Consider the following 18,229-nt stretch of genomic DNA (forward strand, 5'->3'; position numbering starts at 1 on the left):
CAGCTACAGAATGAAGAGATTGTAAAAACAGTACTGTTGGCAGGTATTGGAGGCACTGCCAGTTACCTCTTTACGCTCGGACTGAAATACCTCATCGGTTACCTCAGAGAAAAAATGAAGTAACTACCAGAAGGGTCTCCCACAAGGAGACCTTTTTTCTGCCTCACTCTCAACATGACCTGATCTGATATCGTGTATTCTAAACCGATAGCGCTAATTTAAAAGCCGTACCATTGCGCCACCATAGTTCACAGCGGCGGTCGCTGAGCGAAGTCGAAGCGTCACTCAAACACGCTCCTTCGCCACTTCCCGATACTCCGCCAGCATCGCGTCCCAAACTGCCTTTTGTTCATAAGGCAAAATACTTTCCTGAGCTTTGCTTTTTAGTCTTTCATAAAGAATAGGTTTAAGCAGAAGTTCTTCCATAGCCGACTGCAGGGAATGTACATCTTTGGGAGGTACGATGAGTCCGTTGAATCCGTCCTGAATAATTTCATTGCACCCGTTGATATCAGTAACGATACTCGGCAAACCCATAGAACCTGCTTGCAGGACCACGTTGGGGAAACCCTCTCTATAACTGGGGAAGACCAAAGCATGACTGATGGCAAAATAAGGACGAACTTCCTGTTGAAAACCCACCGCAACGATGTGGGGATTGGTTTCTATTTCGTTTAACGTTTCTGGATGAAGTGGATCAAGATCGGGCTCAAAGGGTCCGACAAGGAGTAATTCAGGCTGAAAGGCTAGCGTTGTTAATGATCTTTCGCTGGAGAGTATTTTAAATGCGGCAACAAGCTCATTAATCCCTTTGTCTTTCACGAGCCTGCCTACAAAAATATAGACGAAATCGTTCTCTGATATTCCGAGTTCGTTTTTTAAGTCTTTTTCCTGGGTGGATGAAATCTGATCACGGTTATAATAAGCTGTATCGATGCCATTCACATTTCCATTAGCAATTATTTTAAGCGGCTTACGGGTGATACGATAATTGATCAGATCTTCCTGTACCCCTTTTCCTTCTGGGTAGATATGAGTCGCACACATTGCCAGTAAGCGATCCATCCAGATGAGAACTTCTTTTAAAATTCCTTTTTTACTGGGAAAAATTAATCCCGTAAAAGTGTGCATTCTTACAGGAACTCCTGCCAGTTTTCCTGCCACCATCGAAAGAAGCCCGGCTTTTGGAGTAATGGAGTGGATAATATCTGGCTTTTCTTTTTTGAAATAGAAATAGAGTGTAATGAGCGATACAAAGTCTTTAAAAATGGAGATCTCCCGCGACATTTCAATTTCTTTGACCTTTACCCCCTCCCTTTCCAGAACTTCATCCATATCTTTACCTGCTCCAGAAATCGCAGTGACTTGATAGAAGTCACTCAGGTAACGAAGTTGGTCCTTCAATAATATATTGAGCGACATGGGAACGGTAGAAATACGGAAGAGTTTTTTCAACTTAAAGTGTAAGCTTATTGAGCAAAGATAAGAATTTCTGTAAACGGTTGCATTTCGGGAGGTTGAGGTTGTGAACACTCCTCGATGGGCATTATTTTTCTCCTGTATATTCACCCATATAATATATCAAATCAGATTGATCAAAAATAGCTTCACAATAAAATATTAGTAAAGCAGACAGCAGAGCGTATAGAAAATGTGCTTACTGTTGTCGAAGAATCTCTTCATACAAATTAATATGTTCAGCCACCATTTTTGAAATATCATACTCTTTTGCACGGGCAAGACATTTTTCCACGGTAGCAGCATAATGGTCTGGATCATTGGACAAATGAAGAATTTCTTTTGCCAGCTTTTTCTCATCTCCAACTGGGAAAAGTATACCTGCACCGGAAACTACTTCCTTTAAACCCGGAACATCACTCGCCACAAAAGGCTTACCCGAAGCCATTCCTTCAATACTGGATAAAGATAATCCTTCGTACTTTGAGGATAAAATAATAATATCGACCATTTTCAATAAGGCAGCTACATCCATTCTTGTTCCTAAAAAAGAAACACGATTTTTTAAACCAAGATTAGCTGCTAAATCCTCGCATTCTTTTTTTAAAGGTCCTACTCCAACCAAAATTAATTGATAGTGATTGGGCAACAAGGTCATCGCACGGATGAGGGTTTTCTGGTCCTTTGGTTCTTGAAAAGAAGACACTTGGATGAGGTACAAATTATTATCAGTATAGTCATTTGGCAACAGCCGTTTGTCTGTAGGAATTGCCTGTGATATTTTGCTGAGGTCTACTCCATTCTGAATTACTACGAATTTTTTATTATCCAATTTGGTGTAATACTGCAATATTTCCTGAATCTTTGCGGTGATACAGATTATTTTATTGTATTGCCGGTAAAAAATCACATCAGTGAAACGCATGAAAACATTTCCCTGGATTCTGCGGTTTGAAGTACTATGTTCTGTAAAAATTAATTTTGTTTTTGACCTGGAAAATATTTTCGCCAAGACCACCCAATATTGGACAGGGAAAAGATGAATATGAACAGCATCATAGTTTTTCAGGAACGGGATGATCTTAAGTACGTGCAGCGGATTATAAACTGAGCCCATTCCTAAAGTAAAAATTCCACAACATTTTAAAGAAGCCAATTCCTTAAAGAAAGGATATTCTGTTCCGTTGAGTAATAATAAATCGATTTCTATTCCGTGCTCTGCATAAAGAGGCAAAGTATCGACGACTAATTTCTCGGCACCGCCTGTAGCTAAACTGTTAATGACATGCAGGATTTTCATTAGCAGTTTCTTTTGGTTTTTAAGCGTATGTAGAAATTAAGAAAAATTCCTGCAGGAATAGCAACAAGCACTAAAAAAGTATATTTTGTTTTAAAGAGTGAGGAGAAATCTCTAGAAAATAAATTAGAGGATACCAAATGAACTGCATTTTTAAATCGCTCTTTAAAAGTAAGTCCATAATCGATGCGGGAGATTCTGGAGAAGGCAAATCCACGTGGGTTTCTGCGGTATTGTTTGAGCATATTTCGGGTAGAACCATCTTCCTGATATTCTACGATGCACCAAATTTCATTCACTGGTTTTATATACGCAAATTGATCGGCCAAGAGAGATTTATAATCCAAGGGAACTAAACGTTCACCTTCATAAATAGGATATGGCGGAACTTTTTTCATGATCTCTGTTTTATAGACAATTTTTTTATCGCCTGTAAGGCGGTATTTTAAATAAATTTCATTGAACCTTATCTTTTTTAAATATTGCGGAAAGGGAGTGCCGATGAGATTTCCTTTCTGATCTGCATCCAGACCGACTACCGCATAGAAATCATCATCATTTTCAATGTCCTCCAGATGATTTAAAATACTTTCTATAGCATTCCCAGACATCATATCATCAGAATCGATGCAGGTATTCCAAGGTGTTGTTATATTTTCATAGGCCACATTATGGGCAGAATGCATGCCTTCGTTCTTTTTATACAAATAGACGATCTCAATGGCATTCACCTGTTGCCAGATTTTCACCAGATCTTCCGTAGCGTCGGTGGAACCATCGTCAATGATCATCCAGATAAAATTTTTATCAGTTTGCTCCTGTAAACTTTGGTACAATCGGGGAAGCAGATGAATCCGATTAAAAGTGGGTGTAAAAACGGTTAATTTTCTCATCATTTATTTGATTACATTCATAAAATAGGTAAACATAAAATAAACGAATAAAATAGCACCAAATATCTTGTATTGCTCCTTCCAGATTTTATAACGAAACATGGGATACGCGAATATAACAGGCATAAGAAACCAGGAAAGATAAGCAAAACGGTTACTATATGCGGCCGTGATCACGAGAATCCAGAACGCATTGGCGATACAGTACATGCCAAAAACATGGACATAAAAGGGATCCGTAATTTTTTTCTTGAAAATAAAATAAGCTCCCGTAAAAACGGCTGATCCACTGTACACCAGAAAATCCCACCGAAAACCTGTGGCTGAAGCTTCGTCTCCGGCGGTGATCACATTATTAAGATATCCGCTCGTACGGTCTTCCATTCCTAATGTTGCGAACAGGGAAGACCAAGAACTCCCACCTACTACAGAAAGAGGGATAGCTAAGAACCAAATGTAAATAGAGACTTTAGGATTTTTATAAATACCCGAAACGATAAAGGCTGCAATAGGAATAACGAGAGAAGCGTGCATGAAAAAACCCAAACCAAACCAAAAGTACATCCAGTATTTTTTATCATAAAAATACAGGCCCATTAAAAAAAAAGAAGTTGCCAATCCATTTCTCAATCCATTGGTACCGTAAGACCAAAAAGAAAAAGAACTTATTAACATGAACATTGCAAAGAACCAATAACGGGAAAAATATTTGCGGGAAAAAAGAAAGCAGGGAATTACATACATAACATCTACCATGAGAAAAAAACTATTAATGCTCATGATATTGCTGCTGAATTTCATTAAATAGTTAAATAAATAATCACTTTTTATTTTGACATCAACACCTTTTTGCAATAAATCATAGACTCTCGCATAATTTTGAGTATCTCCAAAATAATCGTTATTTATAGGTCGTAAACCCATATACAAAATCAAAGTTAATACGACTGCGTATCCAAAAGAATAAAAGAAGTTAATACTCTGTTCATCATTCACATCAAAAATTAGGGCATGAAAGGATATGAGTAATGCGATAATCAACAATACATTATAATAAATGGCGGTATATGATTGTGCGGGGATCCAGTCAAACACGGAATTGGATTAAGATTAATTTATTATTTATTAATTAATGAAATGAATAAATTTGTCCATTGTTGCATGACGATCTCAATACCGAAGCGCTGGACATTTTCCCGTCCTTTTGCTGCCATTTGCTGGCGCAAACTATCGGTTTGTATCATCTCTCTTAATTTCTCTGTAAAAATATCTAAATTTTTATAAGGAACAAGAAAGGAATCCTCATTATTAATCAAAATATGTTGCGGTCCGGTAGGAGCATCATAAGAAATCACAGGCATTCCTAGAGAGAGTGCTTCCAGCAAGACCATTGGAAAACATTCACTTTCGGAAGTCATCGCATAAATGCTGTAATCCTGCATTTTAACTTTCAGATCAGGAGCAATACCCATGAATTTAATTTGAGTTTGCAAACCATACTCCGTAATTTTCTTTTCTAATGTCGCTTGTGTTCCTATATAATCCTCTCCAAAAAAGTGCAGTTCCCATTCTGTATCATCGTTCGCAATTCGGGCGAAAGCATCGATGAGATCGCCAAAATTCTTCACCGGGGAAATACGACCAGCTGCCAAAATTTTTTTGGAAGTAAGGTCTGCTCTGACACCAGAAATCTCTGCAGGATTAGGAATTACATTGATATTTTTATTATTATAAAACTGGCGTTCTGATTCGTTTAGAACGACCAATGCATCGTATTTTTTTTCAGCTACCAAAGTCAATTGTTGCAATAATTTTGTTTTAAAGGGTTTGGGAGCAGACGCATAAAAGTAGCGCGAAGAATGAAACTCCTTAATCTTAGGAATTTGTGTGTCCAAAAAGGGGAGAAAATAAAAGTCGGGCCCGTAACTACAACTAATAATAACATCAGGTTTTACTTCTTTTAAAACGCGCTTTAAACTTGAAAAATGATGCCGTATTTTTTTAAAATTATCAGCATGAAAATAGCTTTTCGCAATTTCATAATTCACTCCTAAATCAATACATTGTATTTGATCACTAAAGGGGTAAATTGGGTTATTTCCTTGCTGTCTATAGGTTACAATGGTTACCTCATACCCAAAAACTTCGGCGAGATAATTGGCTTTTTGGGAGAGAACTTTTTCAACGCCACCGTGTAGAAATGTTTGATCCGTAAGATAAAGAATTTTCATTTCGACTTATTTCTTTATTAATCTAATAAGAGCACTAATTCTATTCACTCCAAATAATTTAATCATTGCCCTTTTAAGATTAGGAATAAACTTTTCAGTTGCAGGAATCCAACTCATGGCAAAATGGTGGATCGCGTAGGTATTATCTGTTGTCGTAATGACGCCAGTTCCCATGTCTTTTGGACTGAAAAAATCTTTTTCAAAGATATAAAAGTGGGAATTATAGTTCCTGCTAATATTTTGCAAAATTTCCCCCTTCTCTGCCACAACAATTTTTCGTTTTTTCTCAATATACTGGTTCATTACCTGTGGCAAAGTGATCATTGCAAAACTTCCGTCGGTATTCACGAAAGGCTGATCAAAATAAAATAAAATATCTTTCAGCCAATCTGCACCTTTTATAGATCCCAAAATCGCTGCCTCAATCCACTTACCACCTTCTGTTCCCGCAAAATAGGGCAAATGGAGAAGATCATCAAATTTTTTAAGCACTTCTACATCTGTATCCAAATAAATACCTCCATATTGGTGCAATGCATAAATCCTAATGTAGTCAGCTGCGAAGGCATACTTTTTTGCTTCAAATGACTGTCGCACCCACCTGTTTTCACCCACCTGATCGCGCTGTAAATCCCACAACATAAACTCATAATCGGGAAGAATTCTTTTCCAGGATGCGATGAATGCAGCGATATCTTTCGGAAATCGCTCATTACTTAGCCAACAGTAATGGATGATTTTCGGGATTCTTTGATCTAATATAGTATTCCTTACTTCCATTCAACATTTTCTTTAATTACTTTTGCCGGCACGCCTCCTGCCAGACATTTTGCGGGAATATCATTTGTTACCACTGCACCAGCTGCTATAATGGCACCATCTCCAATCGTTACTCCTTTCAAAATAGTAACGTTTATTCCTATCCAAACGTGATTACCTATTCGTACAGGTTGTGTTTTTTGAGTTTCTTTTCCTAAAATTTCATGTACATCAGAATCCTAAATGATCAGATTTTCTGAAAAAGCTACATTTTCGCCAATAGTGATTTCGCTGTGACATCTGATCTTTAAATTATAATTGATATAGCCACTTCCCAAATTCAAAATTGCGTTCTCCATCAAAATGATATGATGCCCAGAAAAAAGATCGAAATTATTTTTAACATTGATTGTTGAATTTTCCATCATCTTTAAGACACCCTTTTCATGATCGGGTTTACTGAAAATTTTATTAAAAACAAGTTGACCATTACTTATATTTATTTTCGCACCTTTTTCTGCACCATATTTAAAATCCCCAAAAGCTAAAATGAATGAGTCTCTACCCCTTTCTCCTTTAATCTGGTTATTAATGAAAAGATTTCGAACACGAATGCTAAAAAAATTCTTGATCAGCACTTTAATCAGGACTTTCATGGCAATTTATTTAAAGTTCTTAAGACAAAACCCTGTGTGAAAGGCAACCGGTCAAAATTCATGGAATATACTCCGATTCCTTTGGTATCTCCCTGCGAAAAGTCAACCGTCCCGTCCCGCCGCGTAACAGACTGTAAATAACGCATACACTTTTCTTTAGCAAGAACGCATTCTATTTTTATCTCCGGAATTTCTGCAGCAAGAGTGAAAAACCAAGCTGAAGTTGCTGTTGCGGAAGAATCTGCTCTGGATCCGGGATCAAAAAGTAACCAGGGAAAGCTACCATCTTCATTTTGGAAGGGAAAAACTGAATGCGCTGTCTTAATGATTATTTCTTTTATTTCCGCTTTTAAAGGGTGATTATCAGGAATTGCATGCCATGAGTCTATTAAACCAATAACAAACCAACCGAGTCCTCTTCCCCACCCAAAAAGTCCAACAGGAATTTTGCTATCTATCTTATAAGTGTGACAAGGAATATTTTGGATTGGCATCATGCCCCATTTTTGATATTCCTTAATTTGTTTGACTGCTAAATTTACTGCTTCAGGAATATCGAAGAGCACTCCATAATTGACTAAGAAAGGGCAGATGAAACCGACAGTATCCACAAAGCGGAATTCGCTGACATGATTTTTATAAGCGATTGTTCCATCTTCACCTTTTAAGGAAATTATCATTTGATAAGTCTCGTCAAATGCAGGTTTAAAGTTATGGTGATTAATAGAATCAATTTGTAGCATTGCATACGCTAACAAACTTTGATCTGTTTCAGTCGGTTTAATTTTCCAATGTCCAGAGGAAGTCATTTTTTTGGAGATATAGGTTTCAACTTGACGCTGAACTTTTTGATCATTGCTATTTTTCACGTACGCTGTTAAACCTAAAACTAAAGCTCCCTCTTGCCAGGATTGAAGGGAGGCTCTTTTATAATTTCCGCGTAAAACATCAATAAAAACTAGACGGTTTTGATCGGTCAACTTAACCGTAGGAAGACTCGCTAACCATTTTTTAGAAGTGTGCAGCACTTTTTCCTGCCACTCGTTAACATTGCTAAACCTACCAATGTGAATACGACTTTGCCACTTGTAAAATTCGGGTATTACATCGATCAGTAAGATAATAATTCCTGCAAGAACTGTAAATAATAAGACGTATAACATGTTGATCAGTATCTTAATTACTATTATTTTACTTCTTTTATCAATAAATCAATTATGGTCATATCTTCTGCCGTATTAAGGGTGTGAAAACCATGAAAGGTTTGAAAATTCCACCCGGAAGATAAGCTTTCTTCTCGATATATTTTTTCTGAGAGCTCAGTGATCTTATTTTTAGAAACATTTTCCCCATAAGTTTGTTTGCAATTTTGGGAAACTCTAATAAACTCACCGTTCTGTTTCGTTATATTGCCAGCATTTCTGGCTTTTGTTTTATCAATTATAACAGGATTTTGTGGGTGACTTTCCCATTCCTCAGAAAAAAGATCAGGGGAAGAATACAGGTACAACCGCTCATTATTTTCGTATTCAAAGTTTTCAATTTTATTAAAAAAAAGCCAATATCTTCCCTCACTATATATAAAAACAGGGTCAACAATTTTTATATTTTTAAAAATCGTCTTGTGTTTTTCCCATCGATAGGGAAACTGGGTCGCTTTATAAATATTCTGCTCGTCGGATTCGCTTTCCTCCGGCATCATAAAGTAATCGTCTAGAAACTTAAAAACATTTGGAAAAGATAAGTGATGGGGTTTTTCAAGAACCGTTTCTTTCTGTGAAGTCTTCTTTTCCTTAAGATTGACCACGGAAATTTTTCCTGATTTGGTTTTACGATCGAACTCCTCAAAAAATATCCAGTTATTATCCAGCTCTTTTACAATAAAAGGATCTGCCCAAAAATCCCCGGCTTCCGGCGTTATGATCTGGGGTACATTATTTTCTAAAACTGCGACCTTCCAGTTAAATTGCACTTTTGAAAACTTTCTGGCAAATATGATCCTTAAAAGTTTAGCATGATATAGGAAACTTTTATAAATAGTATAATCCTTTGTTTCTGATTTTATTACTATAAAACTATTTTCATTAAATATACTTTTAACCAAATAAGAAAAATAGTAAAGTGCTTTGTCTCTATTGTTATAAGTTCCTGTTTCCGTAGAAAAAGAAAGGCTTTTAAAAAAAATAAAATTTTGATTGTCGGAAGAAATTTCTAACTTAATCGTTGTATCCGCGTGTTTATTAATGCTTGCTGCATACCAATTCCTAACGTCAAGCATTGGTTTTAAAATGGACCTAAACTTTATTTTAAAATCTGTGATAACTTTAGATTCACAAAAATTTAAAACATAATCGTAACAAAAACTTGCCTGAAAGACTGTAGTTTGAGTGGAAACAGAAATAAAATCATTTGCGTTTTCAAAAGAATAAGGATCGGTCTTTATAATTGGAAATCGCTTATTAACAGTTCTTATAAATTTTGAATCTTTCGCGATTTTGATATCGTCATTACAGGACAACAAGGAAATGTCAAGGTCTTTCAATTCTAAAAGTCCTGCCAAAATTTGCTTTTGGTAGTGATACAATTTATCACCAAAAATTAAAAGAATCTTCATGATTCAATTAACTGATAAAATTTTTCAACCTCCTGCTCTATACCCCATTTCTCTTTCGAGAGATTATTTGCGAATTTGTTCCGCAGATTTTCATCATTCATTAGTTTTTCAATTTCATCAGCTAAGGCGGTAGCATTCATGTCACTTATTAAACCAGTTTCACCATGCACAATCTGATCATAAACAGTTGGAAAATTAGTTGTAACAATTGGTTTTTGCAAAATTTTAGCTTCGTCGATCGCAATGGATTTTCCTTCAAATTTTGACGGGTGCACATATAGCAACGAGTTTGCAATATAGGGATACGGATTTTCCTTCAGACCTAACAATTTAACAATACCTGTCAATTTTTTGCTTACGATGAGTTTTTCTAAAAGTTCACGATCCTCCCCTTCACCAATTATATTCCATTCAAAATCATAACCTCTGTCAATCAACACAGCCGCAGTATTTATAGCCAAATCGAAATTTTTCAGTGCCGTGAGTCTACCCAAAGATATAATAGATAACCGCATTAATTTTTCTTTGATGGGAACCGCAGCCAATTCAAAAATTGTCTTAGGTGAACTAATATTTGTTATTAATTGAATTTTTTTTTCAAATTGGGGAAAAATATTCTTTAATGTTTGTACACAACCTTCCGAAATAGTGATGATATAATCCAATTTTTTAAAAACCGGACGGTCATATTCAGGAAACATTCCCATGCTTTTATAATCAGTATGAATATATCCTATTTTTTTTTCAGATTTCACACAATCAGCCACAATATAATTAGCATTTTTCTCCAGATAACCGATAGCGACATCATATTTTTGAGGAAAAGAATCAAAAAAATATTTTAAAAATTTCCAGCTTTTCTGTTCTGCCAATATGGGATTTTTGATCGTGCGGTTAAAAAAAGTAAACCGTATTTTATTCCAGAATAGTTCGAACTTCCCCTCTAACAGAAATGTAATCAATGCAATGGGAAAACGCTTAGAAAATATTTGAAAAGCGGATGATTCAGGAAGTACAATGACATCTTTTGGCAAATGAGAAATAAAAAGCCCCGTTTTTGCCATCATGAATACATGAACTTCATAGGTACTGTAATCCAATTCATGCAGTAAATTTACAAGACTTTTTTCGGCTCCGCCAACTAAGAGATTGGGTATTACAAAAAGGATTTTTTTCTTCATACGATTTTTATAACGTAATCAATCGCTTTTTTAGCCTTCTTTCTAATTTCTGGAATTCTCAGTTGAAGCGTTTCCCGTAAAGTCACCTCTTCACTGATCATTTCTTCAAATTTTGCAATCAGTTTTCCAGCATCTGAAATTTCCGACAGATCGAGAACGAGTTTTTCTTCGCCGAAAATATCTTTCGCAATCCCTTTCGATTTCACGCTGTACCCAAGAACCATCGTTGGGATACCGCTGGAATAGGCTGCAATTGTCGCATGCGTTCTGGCGCCGATGAAAAATTTCATTTTGGCAATGTATCCTTTATATTCTGTAGCATCCAAATCCGACGGAAGTAAAAACACCCGACCAGAATCATGAAATTTTTTATGAAATTCCTGCAGGATTTCATGATCATTGTTTCCCGGAATAATAACATGGGGAACCAGACAAACGGTAAAATCGGTGGTTTCTAAAATATGAAGAAGTAAGGCAAATGCAGCAGCTTTTGATTTCGAATTTTTCTTAAAAACCAAAGGCGAAAAATTAAAACCCACCGTTTTACCAGCACTCCAGGCTTTTGGTAGAGGAAGTTCTTTTTTCTCTAATAAAAACGCACCGTCTGCAACGAGTTTTACATTTTCCAGACCTGCCTTTTCCAATACTTTCTGTGTTAAAGTTTCGCGGGCAAGAATAAGATCGAATGATTTTAGATCTTCAATTTTTTGCGGTGAAAGATCTTCTGCACCAATGGAAGCACCCCAAAGCACCAATTTTTTACCTGCCTTTTTTATCTGTCGGTCTATTTCATAAATTCCGGGTTGTTCTCCATAACAATAATTATCACCACCAATAGAAAGAAAAATATCGTACTGTGGAATTAATTTAATAATACTTTCGTGAATTTTCCGAAAGGCATACGATTCATCTTTCAAAAATTTTATATGAATTGCATTTAAAAGTCCACCCAATGAATATTTATCTATTTTCGAATTTTGATCCAGATGCAAAACATCAATTCCACTCAAATGACGGTCAGACTCCGGATCGCCGGTTGCTAAAGCAATTTTTGTAATTTTCGGATTGGTTCGCAACAATTGAACTGCGGTTCGAATAATCGCCTCGCAACCTCTGTTTTTACTGCCACCATGGAAAAAGAGAAGAATTTTCATAAATTTCTTAAATAACTGTAAAGTGAAAATAGGTATAATTTCAAAACATTTTTTCTACCGATGGACTTAAATACTTGGTTTTGATACGGTCCAAAACTAGGAAATAGTTTTGCAATATCTGTTTCGTTAAAAACTGTTGAAACCGTTTCATTATTGACTAAAATTCTAATTTTTTCCACTTTCTGAAAAATATTTAGTCCATTTTTCGGTTCGCTGTAAATATAAACCAAAGACATGGTATAATTAACAAATCGGGTTGATTTTAATTGCTGAAGTTTTTGATAATTGATGTTTTCTTTAACAAAATTACCTGGACCTTCTAAGAAAAATTCAACTGCATCTTCCAAATATTTTTGTACAAAGACATTTCTTGTAGCACTTCCATTTACTGTTCTATAATGATAACCGGAATAGTCGATATAATACATTTTATAAGTAAATTCTAAGAATTGCAGATTGAATAACGCATCCTCACCCAATTTTTTACCAGGTAAAAACCTGATCTGATGCGCTGTAATAATTTCATTAAGATATAGTTTATTCCAGATTGAATTTAGCAAATCGCCATTAAAGTAGGTGGGTAAAATAATTTGCAAAATTTCTGATCTGTCATAGACTCTATTTTTTTCAAGTCCGTCATTTTTATTTTCTAATTTTGAAAATACAAGATCGCTCCGAGTTTGTTCCGCGGTTTCATAAAGTGTTTGAAAATAATCCGGAGTAACCGTATCATCTGAATCTACAAAACCTACATATTTACCCTTAGCAATTTTTAAGCCTGCATTTCGTGCTGCAGAAACGCCTTGGTTTTTTTGATCAATAATTACTATACGGGAATCTAGTGTTGCGAATTTTTCTAAAATATGCAGGGATGAATCAATTGAACCATCATTAATACAAATAATTTCCAAATCTGTAAAAGTCTGCCGAATAACACTTTCCAAACATTCTTCTGAATATTTGGCAGTATTGTAAACAGGAATAATGACGGAAACCTTAGGCATTTTTATATAGTAATCGGTAAACTTTCGACTTCAAATTTAAAAATTTCTGATAGGTTGCAAATCTAAAAAATGATTGATGAACGTAGGGATATTTAAATTGTAGTGGATTTAAAATGTAATTCAGTTCCTGCTCTACTAAAAAGTTCTTCAAAAGTAGATATTTTACTTTATGCATGGTGGGAAATATATTAAGTTCAACAATACGAGTCACAAAAATGAAATACACTTTATCAAAATAATTTTTAGCTTCCATATCTTGGTGAAAATTCGCATTTTGAAATTCGCGTACATCTTTTATTGCTAATAAAAATCCCTCGAAGGCTTTATTTGAATCACCTTGTTTACTTAGAGAATTTTCCCGTACCGTGTATTGATAATAGGGTAAATCAAAATAACTAACGCGGTTTGCAAAAGCTTGTGCTTTGGCGTTAAAAACGGTGTCTTCTCCAAAAGAAATTTTTGAATTAAAAGATAATTCTTTAATAATTTCCTTCTGGTAAAATGTAGGCGGAAATGTCCTCCGCTTGTGCTCAAATCCTTTTTTTACATTATCAATCTCACCGATAGCAGTAAAAAAATTTAAATAATTTCCTTGTTCGTCGTAAGTTTCAATTTTTCCATAGAGGATGTCAAGAGAATATTTTTCAATATAGGCTATCATTTGAGATAAAGAATCTTGAACAATTTTGTCATCAGAATCCATAAAAGTGATATATTCACCCGATGCTATCTTTAGTCCTGCATTTCGTGCGGTGGAAACACCTTGATTCTTTTGATCTACGAAAATTAAATTTTCATGATTCAGTTTAAAATTAAGAATGATCTGTTTGCTTCTATCGGTCGAACCATCGTTGATAATGATAACTTCATAATCCGATGCCATTAAATCCTGAGAAAATGCACTTGCCAAACATTCATTCAGATACTTTTCGGAATTGAAAACCGGAATAATAATGGATAGTTTCACTTACCTAATTTTAAATATTATACTAGTTTGGTAAGTGATATTTTCACTTTCTGAAAGTTCAAAATTAGAATCTTCAGAAACTTCGGCAGACTTCTTATTTCCAACGGGTATTTTTTCTGTAGCTTTCATTTTGTACCATAGGTATTCAATATCAATATGACCTAAATCTAAAGCCCAAAAATTTTCTTTTGCTAAATCATGCGCCAAAATAGTTGCAGTGGGCCCTAGTGCTAAAATGATTAATTTAGATTTACCAAACTTTTTTACGTTGTGGAGTATCTCTTCATAACTGGCATAAGCATTTTCCGAAGGGCAAATGATTCTCTCTACTGATTTAGCATTGTTAAACAGATCATTACCAATCCCCAAGCGAGATAATTCTCCTTCGACAAAGAGCACATCTTCACTCTCCCAGATTCTCTTTAATTGTTGCACGGTATTTTCTACTTTTGATTTATTTTTACAATCCATGTAGAATCTGGATATTAAAGAGTCTCCATAAGTTTTATCTAACCTTAGATAGGGTGTCAATTTTTCACCATACAAATTAATAAAATTAATCCAGTGGACTTTCGACGCATGTTTGATATTTTTTACCGAGGTAAATGTTCCAGGTATTGCAATCAATAAATTGGGTACGTTGGAAGCCAGAACTTCTCTTAACCTCAACGCTAAATCAATGGTAAGCGCCTGAAAATAAATATCTCGCTCTTGCAACAGCAATCTAAATTCTCCATCGCCGAAGCGGGATATACTTTTTCTATTTTTTATTATATGTGAAATTGTTTCAGAAGTATTTAAAATATCAAATGCAGGGAATTTTCTCCGTAATTTGTAAGATCGACAAAGCCAGAAATAGTAATAAAGATTTTTTTTGATACGAATCATATCTATTTTTTATTTACAATTTGATGACAAAGTCGATTAAATTTTTCTGAAAACAGAGACCAATCTAAAGTACTTTCGTAGTATTTTCTAGCGCTTTGTGACAATTCTTCAATTGATTCCGGTTTTTTCAAAATGCTTGCGATCTGGTCTGCGTAATCCGTAGGTTTTGAATCTAAATTAAATAAGGAGCCGTTTATCCCCTGTTTAATAACTGAAGGAATACCACCTGTCTCAGTTGCAAAACTGTACAGACCGTAAGCTGAAGCTTCACTAAAGACAACTCCATAGCACTCTGCTCTACTCGGTACAAATAAAAAATGTGACTCCGTATATAATTTTGAAAGCTTATTATACTCCGCAGGATTATTTTTATCTAAAAAACCATGGTATAAGATATAATCTTTCTGAATTGGAGGCTTAACTCCAACGCAGTGTAAAATGACCCTATAACCACTATTCCGCAAAATCTCTAAGGTTTCTACAACTAAATCACCACCTTTTCGTTCCCAGTTTAGGCCAGCAAAAAGAAAACTAATTTCGCCCTCATCATTTTTTTTAGGAATAAATGAAGGTACCATCATATTTGCTCCTAGAGGATACACGATCGTTTTATCTGCTAGTTTATGATAGTGATCTATTGCAAATTTGGAAGCCCAAGAAGAACAAAATATTATTTTAGCCGATTTTCTCAAGGCTAATTTTTGAAGGAGTGAACTAATTTTTAAAGAATAATTTGAAAAATATTTGAAATTAATATAATAGTTCTTTAGCTGATCGAAAGTGCTATCATTGAAGAATATGATCGGTATTTTCGTCGGTAATAGTGATATTTGTGCACTTGCAGCAGGGCAGAATAAAATATCGATTTCTTTATTTTTAATTATTTTTTTAAAATAAATGGCGGAATAAATGGCAGAAAGGATCGTAAACTCTTCATTGATTAGCTTTTTACTGAACAAGCGATGAATCTTATTATACAAAGTTAAGAGTCGGTGGTAAGATCGTGGAAAAATAATGGGAGATAGATTAACTACTTCGCAATTTGCATTTTCAATTGCCTTCATCAAAGAATAGTGCGTTCCTGACCAGACCCTTTTATTCTCTGGATTCTGTAAACAAAAGTATCCAATTTTAAAATTTTTCATCATTCGTTCAATCTCTCACATTTTTACAAAAAAACTACTTTATTCGATATTAGATCAAATTATTTGAGGGCTTCTAACCACTTATTCGCATTAAATTGATCTGGCTCAATGTAATTACCTTCGGCCCACTCATTCCAAGACTTTATAATAATAAATTTGTCAGTATATTCATGTTTAGTAAGAAATTGCGTCGCTTTATCAATTTCCAACTTGAAGAATTCGGGTGAAGAATTTGCAAATAAAAATCCTTTTAATTTACTTCTAGGAGTGTTATCCCAGTTGGGTAAAACCATCGGAAAAGTATCAACATTTGCCGTAGAATATTGAAGTTTTCGGAAAAACTTTCCATAAAACAATTTTATCGGATTCCGTTTTTTTAAATAAACTTTTCGTAACAACTTATCTAATAAATTCACTTTTCGTGCTTTATTTATCTCGGTATCAAGCAACACATTGTAATCCCCCGAAATCTTTGCATCGAAACCTTTAGTTCTGTAATCTATAGTATTACTACCGCGATTGCTTGCCATAAAATAAATTCCTTTTAAATTATTCTGTATCGCTAAGTGACGAAATAATTTAATAAATTCCGCAGGAAGTTCAAGAGAATCATAAATTACAAAAAGGGGTTTGTCATCAACTCTAATATACCGTTCATCTTTGAAAAAAGGCAATAAATAATTAAAATAATTAATATAATCTTCCTCGCCTGGATAAGTTTGCTCAATTAATGTATCTGGGTTATCCAAACCGTGCCAAATACCTTTCCATGTTTCATTGGCCCAACAAAAACAAAATGGCATATCAATGCTTCTGTCTTTCAGCATATTTTCTGCCGGTTTTTCTAGGAGCATTTTCCCATTTCCGAACCAATACTGGTAGTATATAAAACCATCTAAGCCATATTCTTTCGCAAGCTTTGCCTGATCTTTTTGGATGTTTGGGGTATGAAGCAAATCATAGTATCCCAATTCTCCTGGCTCTATGGGTTGCTGATGCCCTTTAAAAAGAGGTTTAGCTTTTTTCACATTGGTCCATTCGGTAAAACCTTTTCCCCACCATTCGTCATTTTCAGGGATTTGGTGGTATTGTGGAAGGTAGTAGGCGAGGAATTTTATTTTATTTTTTGACATGGGTTTTAATTTTATTTAAAACTACATTAATGATTGGAGGAAAAAATAATGAAATATAATTAAGTAACCTTTTTTGATCAGGTAATTTCCGAAATCCCAATTTTTCAACATATAGGGGATTCAAATTGCAAATCTCTACAAAGTTTATATAACTTTTTTGCATTTTTTGGTTATTCCGCATTGCACTATTTTCATGTAATCTTATTAAACATAAACTATTTTTTAAATATCCTGAGTGCTGGAATTTCATATTGTGTAAAGCACATCGTAAATGCAATTCCCAATCTTCAAGAGCTGATAAACGTTCGTCAAATAATCCAACCTTTTCAAATATGCTTTTTTTGTAGATAGGAGCGCTTATAACAAAAGGGTTTTTAACAGAAAACAGATTTAAAATATCTGTGTCTTGCACCGTAAGACATACCTCTGGCAGGAAATTTTGCCTTCCAAATATTTTTTTCGCATCTCTTCCATCTTTTGATTCAAAATATCTGTACCCAGAAATAATAAGATCAATATCGTTATCAAAATATGTAGCTTGGGCGAATATTTTATCTTTTTCTAACAAATCATCAGAATCCAAAATTTGAATGTAATTACCGAGCGCTGCCTTAATCCCGAAATTTTTTGCTGACGAGGTTCCTCCGTTTTCCTTATATAAATATTTAAACCGTTTGTCTCGTTTCACCCATTTTTTTGCAATTTTTTCGGTGTGATCTGGACTGCCATCATTGATAATTAAACATTCCCAATTTTCGTACGTTTGATCTAGAATAGATTTCAAACATTCATCTAAGTACTGCGCTTGATTGTAGCAAGGGATGATGATGGAAACTAGTACTTTCACTT

18 protein-coding genes are annotated in these 18,229 nt (G+C 34.8%); all 18 read right to left on the reverse strand.

The features are described from left to right. Positions 1-285 precede the first annotated feature (285 nt). A complete protein-coding gene (locus tag IV494_RS08635; protein WP_230380035.1) occupies positions 286-1,455 on the reverse strand; it encodes a glycosyltransferase family 4 protein in 1,170 nt (389 codons plus the stop codon). A 202-nt stretch (positions 1,456-1,657) separates the two neighbouring features. Beyond that, positions 1,658-2,758: a glycosyltransferase gene (locus tag IV494_RS08640; RefSeq protein ID WP_196079759.1), complete on the reverse strand. Its 1,101-nt coding sequence runs from the start codon at positions 2,756-2,758 to the stop codon at positions 1,658-1,660. Beyond that, entirely contained in the window at positions 2,758-3,651 is an 894-nt protein-coding gene (locus tag IV494_RS08645) for a glycosyltransferase family 2 protein (RefSeq protein ID WP_196079760.1), read from the reverse strand. The genes IV494_RS08640 and IV494_RS08645 overlap by 1 nt, the downstream gene beginning before the upstream one ends. Then, positions 3,652-4,743 (reverse strand): EpsG family protein, encoded by a 1,092-nt coding sequence (locus IV494_RS08650; protein WP_196079761.1) that lies wholly within the window; start codon positions 4,741-4,743, stop codon positions 3,652-3,654. Between the two features lie 23 nt (positions 4,744-4,766). Beyond that, on the reverse strand, positions 4,767-5,879 hold the full coding sequence (locus tag IV494_RS08655; RefSeq protein WP_196079762.1) for a glycosyltransferase family 4 protein: 1,113 nt from the start codon (positions 5,877-5,879) through the stop codon (positions 4,767-4,769). A gap of 6 nt (positions 5,880-5,885) precedes the next feature. Next, the gene (locus tag IV494_RS08660; RefSeq protein WP_196079763.1) at positions 5,886-6,659 is read right to left on the reverse strand and encodes a glycosyltransferase family 32 protein; all 774 of its coding nucleotides are present in this window, start codon (positions 6,657-6,659) and stop codon (positions 5,886-5,888) included. Next, positions 6,650-6,859 carry a DapH/DapD/GlmU-related protein gene (locus tag IV494_RS14865; protein ID WP_196080154.1) on the reverse strand — a complete coding sequence of 70 codons (210 nt, stop codon included), beginning with the start codon at positions 6,857-6,859 and terminating at the stop codon, positions 6,650-6,652. Before IV494_RS14865 ends, IV494_RS08660 begins: the two co-directional genes overlap by 10 nt. Before the next feature lie 18 nt (positions 6,860-6,877). Next, positions 6,878-7,294, reverse strand: coding sequence for a hypothetical protein (locus tag IV494_RS08670; RefSeq protein WP_196079764.1), 417 nt, complete (start codon positions 7,292-7,294; stop codon positions 6,878-6,880). Further along, complete coding sequence (locus IV494_RS08675; RefSeq protein ID WP_196079765.1) at positions 7,291-8,457, reverse strand: glycoside hydrolase family 88 protein; 1,167 nt, start codon at positions 8,455-8,457, stop codon at positions 7,291-7,293. Before IV494_RS08675 ends, IV494_RS08670 begins: the two co-directional genes overlap by 4 nt. Positions 8,458-8,480: 23 nt before the next feature. Next, positions 8,481-9,908 (reverse strand): glucosamine inositolphosphorylceramide transferase family protein, encoded by a 1,428-nt coding sequence (locus IV494_RS08680; protein WP_196079766.1) that lies wholly within the window; start codon positions 9,906-9,908, stop codon positions 8,481-8,483. Continuing rightward, positions 9,905-11,089: a glycosyltransferase gene (locus IV494_RS08685; RefSeq protein WP_196079767.1), complete on the reverse strand. Its 1,185-nt coding sequence runs from the start codon at positions 11,087-11,089 to the stop codon at positions 9,905-9,907. Before IV494_RS08685 ends, IV494_RS08680 begins: the two co-directional genes overlap by 4 nt. After that, a complete protein-coding gene (locus IV494_RS08690) occupies positions 11,086-12,243 on the reverse strand; it encodes a polysaccharide pyruvyl transferase family protein (protein ID WP_196079768.1) in 1,158 nt (385 codons plus the stop codon). The genes IV494_RS08685 and IV494_RS08690 overlap by 4 nt, the downstream gene beginning before the upstream one ends. Next, positions 12,240-13,247: a glycosyltransferase family 2 protein gene (locus IV494_RS08695; protein WP_196079769.1), complete on the reverse strand. Its 1,008-nt coding sequence runs from the start codon at positions 13,245-13,247 to the stop codon at positions 12,240-12,242. Before IV494_RS08695 ends, IV494_RS08690 begins: the two co-directional genes overlap by 4 nt. Further along, a complete protein-coding gene (locus IV494_RS08700; protein WP_196079770.1) occupies positions 13,240-14,214 on the reverse strand; it encodes a glycosyltransferase family 2 protein in 975 nt (324 codons plus the stop codon). The genes IV494_RS08695 and IV494_RS08700 overlap by 8 nt, the downstream gene beginning before the upstream one ends. Continuing rightward, entirely contained in the window at positions 14,215-15,102 is an 888-nt protein-coding gene (locus IV494_RS08705; RefSeq protein ID WP_196079771.1) for an SP_1767 family glycosyltransferase, read from the reverse strand. 2 nt (positions 15,103-15,104) lie between these two features. Then, on the reverse strand, positions 15,105-16,247 hold the full coding sequence (locus IV494_RS08710; RefSeq protein ID WP_196079772.1) for a glycosyltransferase family 4 protein: 1,143 nt from the start codon (positions 16,245-16,247) through the stop codon (positions 15,105-15,107). A 59-nt stretch (positions 16,248-16,306) separates the two neighbouring features. Next, positions 16,307-17,380 (reverse strand): glycosyltransferase WbsX family protein, encoded by a 1,074-nt coding sequence (locus IV494_RS08715; RefSeq protein WP_196079773.1) that lies wholly within the window; start codon positions 17,378-17,380, stop codon positions 16,307-16,309. After that, positions 17,367-18,227: a glycosyltransferase family 2 protein gene (locus tag IV494_RS08720; protein WP_196079774.1), complete on the reverse strand. Its 861-nt coding sequence runs from the start codon at positions 18,225-18,227 to the stop codon at positions 17,367-17,369. Before IV494_RS08720 ends, IV494_RS08715 begins: the two co-directional genes overlap by 14 nt. Positions 18,228-18,229: the final 2 nt, after the last annotated feature.

The organism is Kaistella gelatinilytica (genome assembly GCF_015679325.1).
Classification (GTDB): domain Bacteria; phylum Bacteroidota; class Bacteroidia; order Flavobacteriales; family Weeksellaceae; genus Kaistella; species Kaistella gelatinilytica.